Annotated in this window: 3 protein-coding genes; all 3 read right to left on the reverse strand. The window is 71.2% G+C overall.

Features of this window, described 5'->3' with window-relative positions:
• Nucleotides 1-3,302: amino acid adenylation domain-containing protein (locus AB7U92_RS16155; RefSeq protein WP_428578962.1), on the reverse strand; the 3,302-nt coding region annotated here is incomplete at its 3' end.
• Nucleotides 3,299-4,201 (reverse strand): hypothetical protein, encoded by a 903-nt coding sequence (locus AB7U92_RS16160; RefSeq protein WP_428578965.1) that lies wholly within the window; start codon nucleotides 4,199-4,201, stop codon nucleotides 3,299-3,301. The genes AB7U92_RS16160 and AB7U92_RS16155, both read right to left, overlap by 4 nt.
• Nucleotides 4,198-8,592: an SDR family NAD(P)-dependent oxidoreductase gene (locus tag AB7U92_RS16165; RefSeq protein ID WP_428578968.1), complete on the reverse strand. Its 4,395-nt coding sequence runs from the start codon at nucleotides 8,590-8,592 to the stop codon at nucleotides 4,198-4,200. Before AB7U92_RS16165 ends, AB7U92_RS16160 begins: the two co-directional genes overlap by 4 nt.
• Nucleotides 8,593-8,609 lie beyond the last annotated feature (17 nt).

Raw genomic sequence — 8,609 nt, forward strand, 5'->3', positions numbered from 1 at the left:
GTCGCCAGAGGCAGTTTGCGGCCATAGACCTGCTCGATGCGGGAGATCAGCTCGACGGCAACCAGCGAATGACCGCCGTGATCGAAGAAGTTGTCGTGCACGCCGAGCTGGTCGTTGCCAAGCACCTGCCGCCACAGGGCGAGCAGCTGGAACTCGAGCACATTGCGCGGTTCGGCGGCCGAGGTCGACGCGGCGGCCGTGTCCGGCACGGGTGCCGGCAGGGCGCGCACGTCGACCTTGTTGTTGCTGGTCAGCGGCAACGTGTCGAGGAACACGAAGGCCGCAGGCACCATGTAGTCCGGCAGTGACTCGCGCAGGCGCTCGCGCAGCTGAGCAGCCGTGACGCTGGCGCCTCGGTCGGTGACCAGGTAGGCGACCAGCTGGCGGCCCCCGCCATCGTCCTCGCGCGCGACCACGGCGGCCTGGCGGACATGCTCGTGGCGAGCCAGCGCGGACTCGATCTCGCCGAGCTCGATGCGAAAGCCGCGGATCTTCACCTGCAGGTCGATGCGGCCGATGTACTCGAGTTCGCCATCGCGGCGCCGCCGCGCCAGGTCGCCGGTGCGGTAGAGACGCTCGCCGGGGCGGAACGGGTCGCTGACGAAGCGCTCGGCGGTGAGTTCGGGCCGGTTCAGGTACCCGAGGGCGAGTCCGGGTCCACCGACGTAGAGCTCTCCGACCACGCCGTCGGGCGCGGGTTCGCGCGCCGCATCCAGCACGTGAACGCGCAGGTCGGGGATCGGCTCGCCGATCACGCTGCCCATGCCGCGCTCGAGGTCCGCTGACCGGATCGGCCGATAGGTCACGTGCACGCAGGTCTCGGTGATGCCGTACATGTTGACGAGCAACGGACGGGCGTCGCCATGCCGGTCGAACCATGGACGCAGGCTCTGCAACTCGAGGGCCTCGCCGCCGAAGATCACGTAGCGCAACCGGCTCTGGCGTGCCGGCCCGGTGGCGACGTCCGCCTGCACCAGCTGGCGGAAGGCCGACGGTGTCTGGTTGAGCACCGTCACGCCTTCGTCGTGGATCAGCTCGAGGAAGGACTGCGGCGAGCGGCTGACCAGGTAGGGCACGACCACCAGCCGTCCCCCGTGCGCCAATGCCCCCCAGATCTCCCAGACCGAGAAGTCGAACGCGACCGAATGGAACAGGGTCCAGACATCGTCCGGCCCGAAGCCATACCAGGGCTGGGTGGCGCTCATCAGCCGGTCGACCGCGCGGTGGGTCAGCAGCGTGCCCTTGGGCTGGCCGGTCGAGCCCGATGTGTAGATCACGTAGATCAGGTCGTCCGGGCCGCAGGACACGTCCGGATTGCCGTCATCCGCCGAATCGAGCGACGCGTCGTCGAGGCACAGCACGGCAGCCTCGTGCGCCGGCAATCGCTCGAGCAAGGGCCGTTGCGTGACGATGACCGGCGCGGCCGCGTCCTTCAGCATGAACTCGACCCGATCCGCAGGGTAGGACAGGTCGATCGGCAGATACGCGGCGCCGGCCTTGAGGATGCCCAGTAGACCGGTGACAAGTTCGATCGAGCGCTCGGCCAGCAACGCGACGATCGTGCCGCGGCCCGCGCCCATGCTGCGCAGGCGGTGGGCCACGCGGTTGGCGCGGCGGTTCAGTTCGGCGTAGTCCAGGCGCTCGCCGTCGCAGCTCAGCGCCGTGGCGTGCGGACGCAAGGCGGCCTGCGCCTCGAAGCGGGCATGCAGGGTCTGTGCAGGCAACGCTGCGAGGTCACGGCCCGCCCCGGCGATTAGCGCCTCGCGTTCGGCCCGACCCAGCATCCCGAGCTGCCCGATCGCCTGCGACGGGTCGGCGGTGATGCTTCGCAGCAGTTCGCTGTAGTGGCCGGCGACCGCGTCGATCGTTCCTTTCTCGAACAGGTCCGCGTTGTACTTGATCGCTCCGCCGAGCCGGCCCTCGCGTTCGACCAGGCCGAGACCGAGATCGAACTGCCCTTCCTGCTGCTGAAGCGGCCATGGGCGCACGCGCAGACCGCCGAAGTCGCTGAAGCCGGCGTCCGGTCCTGCCGAGAGCAGTTCGTTGAGGTCACGGAACTGTTCGAAACGCTGAAGCACGAACATCGTCTCGAACAGGGGCGAGCGACTCGGATCGCGCACCGGGTGCAGCGTCTCGACCATCAATGCCAGCGGGTACTCCTGGTCTTCGAGCGCATCGAGCAGGGTCTGCCGGATCTGATGCGCGAGATCGCGGAAGCTCAGTGCGGCACCGAGTCGAGAGCGCAACGGCACCGGGTTGACGAAGTGGCCCAGCGTGCGGTCGAAGGCGCCCTGGTCGCGACCGAGCGTCGGCGTCCCGACGATCACGTCGTCGGTGCCGGTGTACCGGTACAGCAGGACCTTGAACGCCGCCAGCAGGATCACGAACAGCGTCGTGCCTTCGTCACGCGCGAGTTGCTGAAGGCGGTCGCTCAGCGCCGGCTCCAGGTGGAAGTCGAGTGTTGCACCCCGGGTCGACTTGCGCGCCGGGCGCGGGTGGTCGGCCGGAAGCTCGAGTTCGGCGCGCGGTGCCGCCAGCCGCGACATCCAGCGTTCGGCCAGCCGCCGTCCCGGTTCGCTCTCCAGCATCGTGGCCTGCCAGCGAACGTAGTCGACGTAGCTCTGCTCGGGGCGCTGCAGTGCGACGGCCGCGCCGCCGGTCTGCTCGGCGTAGAACTGGCGCAGTTCGTCGAGCATGAGCAGCAGCGACCAGCCGTCGACGGCGATGTGGTGAGCGCAGATCATCAGCACATGGTCGTCGTCGCCGCGGCTGAACACGCTGGTGCGCCACACCGGGCCGCGCTCGAGGTCGAACGGGCGACGGTAGTCCGCCTCGACGCTGTGCCGCAGCGTCGTGTCGTCGCATCCCGGCAGCGCGAACCAGTCCAGCGCGACCGTCGCTTCGCCATCGATGTGCTGCACCGGACGGCCGGTGTCGAGCACGTAGCGGGTTCGAAGCACCGCGTGCCGGTCGTTCAGCGCCTGCAGAGCGCTGGCCAGCGCGCGGCGGTCGATGGCCGAGCGCACCGACACGGCGAAGGCCACGTTGTAGGCCGCGCTGTCCGGGTGCTCCTGGTGGACCAGCCACAGCGATCGTTGCCCGTACGACAGCGGTGCGTGCAAGACCTGCCGGCGCTCGCGCTCGCGCATCCAGGCGATGGCCGCGTCGCGCCCGGACGACAGCGCCGCGCGCTGCTCGGCGTCCAGTCCGCCGCGCGGCCCGCGGAATCGCAGCCGGTTGCCTTCATGCCAGAACTCGAATCCCTGCGCTTCGAGCTGTTCGATCAACGCCCCGATGTTCACCTTGTTCCTTCTTCTACAGCCTGTGGCGGCACGCCGGCGGCGGCCGAGGCGTGTCGCCGCCAGAAGTACCACAGCACACCGATCAGCATCAATCCTCCAACTGCGGCCCGGCGCGTCGGGGCATGTCCTTCCAGTGCCCAGCCGACGGCCATCAACGCGAGAAGGTGCGCGGTCAGCGCGGGGGTGCTCAAGGCGAGCGGCCCCAGCGCCGCGGCGCGGTCCAGGGCAATCAGCGACAGCAGGCCGACCGCCCCGATGGCCACCAGCACCAGCACGTCATGAATGCCGGGGGGCACCCACATCGACGGCATGAACGGTGTCAGCACGACGAACACGCCAAAGGCGGTGTAGAACAGGTTCGCGCGCACATCCTCGGAGCGCAATCCGCGCGTCATCAGCACATAGACGGCAAACGACGAGGCCATCGCCAGCGGCAGCAGCAGCCGCGCGAAATCCGGCGGCGGCGCCGGCGAGAACAGCAGCAGCGCCGCCATGCCGCCCGCCGCTGCCGCGACCCAGGCCAGCACCGGCACCGGTTCGCCGAGCCACCAGCGTGCGCCGGCCAGCATCAGCAGCGGCGCCGCACACCAGAACAGCGCCCACACTGCGGCACCGTCCAGCCCGGCGCCGAGCGACAGGGCGAAGCTCAGCGGCATGACCAGCATCAGCAGCGAACGCGCCCACTGGTACACCGGCCGACGCGTGCGCCACAGCCGCGACGGCTCGCGCCAGCCGAACAGCACGAGCAGGATGGCCAGGTGAGCGGCATAGCGGCACCAGACGATCTGCAGCAGCGGGTAGTGCGCCTGCAGGCGTGCGCCGACCACTTCCTCGAGCAGCACCCAGGCCGTCGCGAAGACGAGCATCAGCACGAAGGGCTGCGCGGCGGAAGCGGTCACAGCGTGCCTTCCTCCCAGCCGGCGGCTGTGGCCGCGCCCGCCTCGTGCGACGCGCCGGCCCGCGAGGGATCGAACTGCTGCAGCAGGTCGTCGGCCAGGCTGTCGATGCTCGGCCCCTTCAGCAGGTCCGCCACGGCGACGCGCAGCGCCGTGGCCGACTGGATGCGGTTGCGCAGTTCCATCGCCATCAGCGAGTCCATGCCCAGGTCCATCAGCGAGCGTTGCTGGTCCACGGCCACGGAGCCGGGCAGGGCGAGCACCTTGACCACCTGGCCGGCGAGGAACTCCGCCATCAGGCTGCGTCGCTCCGCCGGCGATCCGGCCTCGGCCAGGCGAGGGCGCATGTCGACCGGCGCCGTCGGCGGCGCCGCCGCCACGCCGGGTCGCGGCTGCGGTGCCGATGGCTTGAGCAGCGCGAAGAACGGACTGAGGTCGCTGCCCAGCCGCGAGCGCACCAGCGGCAGTGCTGCGGCCTGCGCATGGCGGTTGGCACGCAGCAACTGTTCGAGCATGTGCACGCCGTCCTGCGGCGCAATCATTGCCAGGCCCATGGCCTCCCAGCGACGACGGTGTTGCAGGTCGACCGCCGCGGCCATGCCCACCTCGGACCAACTGCCCCAGTTGATGCTCAGCGCATGCAGGCCCTGCGCCCGGCGCGCGTGCGCCAGCGCATCCATGTAGGCGTTGGCGGCGGCGTAGTTGCCCTGGCCGGGCGAGCCGAGCAGCGCTGCGCCGGAGGAGAAAGTGACGAAGAAGTCGAGGGCGCGGCCCGCCGTGGCGGCATGCAGGTTCCAGGTGCCGCGCACCTTCGGCGCCATGACGGCATCGAAGTGCGACAGGTCGAGTTCGGCGAGCAGGCCGTCGTCGACAGCGCCGGCGGCATGGACGATGCCGCGCAGCGGCGGCGTGCCGGCGCGAGGCTGCAGCAGTGCGTCGACGACATGGCGGTCGGCCACGTCCCCGGCAACCACCTCGACCACGCAGCCGCCGTCACGCAGGGCCCCGATGGCCGCCTGCGCCGCGTCGCCAGGCGGTCGGCGGCCGAGCAGCACCAGGTGCCGCGCGCCGGCGCGGGCCAGCCACTGTGCACAGGCCAGACCGAGGCCGCCGAGCCCTCCGGTGACGAGGTAGCTCGCATCGCCGTGCACCTGCGGCACCGGCGTCTGCGTGATGACGATCTTGCCGGTGTGGTGCCCCTGGCCCATGAACCGGAACGCCTGCTCCGCCTGCGCCAACGGGTAGCAGCGCATCGGCAGGGCCGACAAGGAACCGCTGGCGATGTCGGCAAGGATCTCCTCGAGCATGCCGCGAACGAACAGCGGGCGTGCGGCGGCGATTTCGCCCAGGTAGAGTGGGTGATAGTGACGACCCGGGAACTCGGCGGCGACCCGCCCGGCGTCCCAGATGCCGGTCTTGCCGATCTCCACGAAGTGGCCGCCGGGTCGAAGCAGCTTCAGGCTCTCGGGGATGAAATCGCCGGCCAGCGAGTTCAGCACGATGTCCACGCCCTGGCCCTCGCTGGCGCGTCTCACATCGTCGGCAAAGCTCAGCGAGCGCGAATCGGCCACGTGGTGTGCGCCCAATGCCCTGGCCAGCGCACGCTTGGCCGGCGTGCCGGCGGTGCCGAAGACCTCGGCGCCGGCGCGCAGGGCCAGCTGCAGCGCCGCCATGCCGACGCCGCCGGTGACCGCGTGGATCAGCACCCGATCGCCCTTCTTGATGCGGGCGAGATCACGCAGTGCGTACTGTGCCGTGAGGAAGGTGACGGGAACCGTCGCCGCCTCGGCGAAACCGAGGCTGTCCGGCTTGAGGGCGGTGAGCGAGGCGGGCGCCGTGACCCAGGTGGCGAAGCTGCGGTCGACCATCGCGACCACGGCGTCGCCGGGCCGGAAGTCGGTGACGCCTGCCCCGACGGCGCTGACCACTCCGGCGCACTCGTTGCCCAGCGGACCGGGGTCTCCGGGGTACATGCCCAGTGCATTCAGCACGTCGCGGAAGTTGAGGCCCGTGGCCTGCACACGGATCTCGACCTGACCCGCAGCGGGTGGCTGGCGAGGCGACTCGCGCAGCACCAGGTTCTCCAGCGTGCCTCGCTCGCTGATCTCCAGGCACAGCGACCGCTCTTGCGCCGGCGGCGCGGTCGACGGCGTCAACCGCGCAACGTGTCGGCGTCCCTGGCGGATGGCGATGCGGTCCTCGGCGCCGGCATGGCGCAGAACGTCGAACAGCGTGGCGGCCGCGTCCGCGCCCGCGGCGGGGTCGAGATCGACGCGCGCGCAGCGCAGTGCCGGCAGTTCGGCGGCAAGCACGCCTGCCAGGCCCCAGGCGGGCGCCTGCACGAGGTCCGGCACCTCACCGGCAACCGACTGGCTGCCACGCGCGACGAAGAACAGGCGCGCCGACGTGTCTGCGGCCCCCTGTGCCAGGGCCAGGCAGCGTGCCAGCAGGCGACGCTGTGCAGCTTCCACCGCAGCAATGTCGCTCGCCGGTGCAGCGTGCGCCTGCGCGGGCCACAGCACGACGATGCCGGCCAGCCCGGTGCCTGCCGAGGCTGCCTTGCCGAGCAGCATGCGCCAGTGGTCGGCACGCTCCGGATCGAGAGTCCAGACCGTGCCGTCGGTGCGCAGCGCCGTGCCGGCACTGACACGAACCGGCCGCGCGCCCGCGCGCTCGAGCTCGACCTGCAGGCCGTCGGCCACGCCGTCGCCTTCATCGGCCAGCAGCAGCCAGTGACCGCCGGGCAGCGGCGCCGTCGCGGACTTGTCGTCGTGGACCGGCCAGGTGGTCTCGAACAGCCAGTCGCGCGGCGCGCCGCCGCCGAGCACACGCTCCAGCGCGGCGCGGGTGGTGCGCCGCAGTTCCAATCCTTGCAACTGCGCGACCACCGATCCGTCGTCGCCATGGAGCTGGAGATCGGCGCGGAACAGGTCCAGATCGTCGGCCGCAGCGGCCACGCGCACATGGCACCAGCCGGCGGCCGCGCCGGGGCGCAGCAGGCGGTATTCGCCGAGCCCGGTGGGCACGCACAGTTCGCGGCCATCGTCGGCCGACCAGTCGAGCGCGGCGCCGACGAGCTGGAAGCAGGCGTCCAGCAGCGCCGGGTGCAGCGACATCGCCGCCGCATCGTCACGCTGGGCCTCGGGCAGTTCGACACGACCGAGTGCCTCGCCGCCTTCGCGGAAGATCTCGACCAGGCCGCGGAACGCCGGCCCGTAGTGCGCTCCCTGGCGTGTCAGGCGGGCCTGGTAGTCGGCGGCGTCGACGCGCGTGCGCAGGCGGGCGCGCAGCGTGTCCAGCGGTTCGCCCGGGGCGGCGGCTGCGTCCATGGGTGCCAGCGTGCACAGGGCATGCAGCCGCCAGGGTGATGGATCCGTGTCGCTGGCGCGGCTGTGCACCTGAACCTGCTGCGCTCCGTCTGCCTCCGCGCTGATCACCACCTGCAGTTCGACCGACTGGTCGTCCTGCAGCCGAAGCGCCTCGCGGATCTCCAGGCCACGCACCGCCATCGCGGGTGCGCCGGGCAGCTCGCGTGCGGCGGCCAGCGCCAGCTCGAGGTAGCCGGTGCCGGGGAACAAGGTGAAGTCGAAGATGCGGTGGTCGCGCAGCCAGGGATGGCTCGGCATGCCGATCTCGGCGCACAGCAGCGGCAGTGGGCTCGGCAGTGTGCCAGCGAGCATCGGGTGCGGGTGGCCCAGCGCCTGCAGCGCGTGGCGCGCCGCCACGCCGCCGTGCAGGTCCTGCCAGAAGTGTTCGCGCTGGAACGGATAGCGAGGCAGCACGTCGCGGCGGCGGCTCGCGTCGGCGCCGAGCACGGCAGGCCAGTCGATGCGCACGCCGAGCGTGTGCAACGCGCCCGCGGCTTCCAGCATCGCGGCACGGTCGTCGCGGCCCTTGCGCAACGAGGCCACCCAGGAACTGTCAGGGCTCGTCTCGCAGCGTTGTGCCATGCCCAGCAGGACCGGCGCGGGCCCGATCTCGAGGAAGAGGCGATAGCCGTCCTTCTGCAGGGTGTCGATCGATTCGGCAAAGCGTACGGCCTCGCGCACGTGGCGCCGCCAGTAGCCCGGCTCGGTCAGTTCCTCGCCGACGAGCCGGCCGCTCAGATTGGAGAGCACGCCGATGCGCGGCGCGCTGCGCGGCGTGGCGGCGACGAGGCGCTCGAAGCTGTCGAGCATCGGATCCATCAGCGGTGAGTGGAACGCGTGCGACACCTTGAGCACCTGCGTCTCGACGCCCGCCGCGCCAAGCTCGGCGAGCACCGCGGCGAGCGCGTCGCTGCGCCCGGCGATCACCGTGTTCTGCGGGCCGTTGGTGGCCGCCACCGAGAGAACCGCCTCGTGTCCGCGCAGCGCCTCGCGCACGCGTGCCTCTTCGGCAAACACCGCTGCCATGCCGCCGTCGCGCGGCA

It is taken from the genome of Piscinibacter sp. (assembly GCF_050175855.1).
Taxonomy (GTDB): Bacteria; Pseudomonadota; Gammaproteobacteria; order Burkholderiales; family Burkholderiaceae_C; genus Piscinibacter.

What these genes read in the sequence shown, in the direction of transcription:
- AB7U92_RS16165 (WP_428578968.1), bottom strand. Translation starts at nt 8,592, where the DNA reads ATGGCAGCGGTGTTTGCCGAAGAGGCACGCGTGCGCGAGGCGCTGCGC.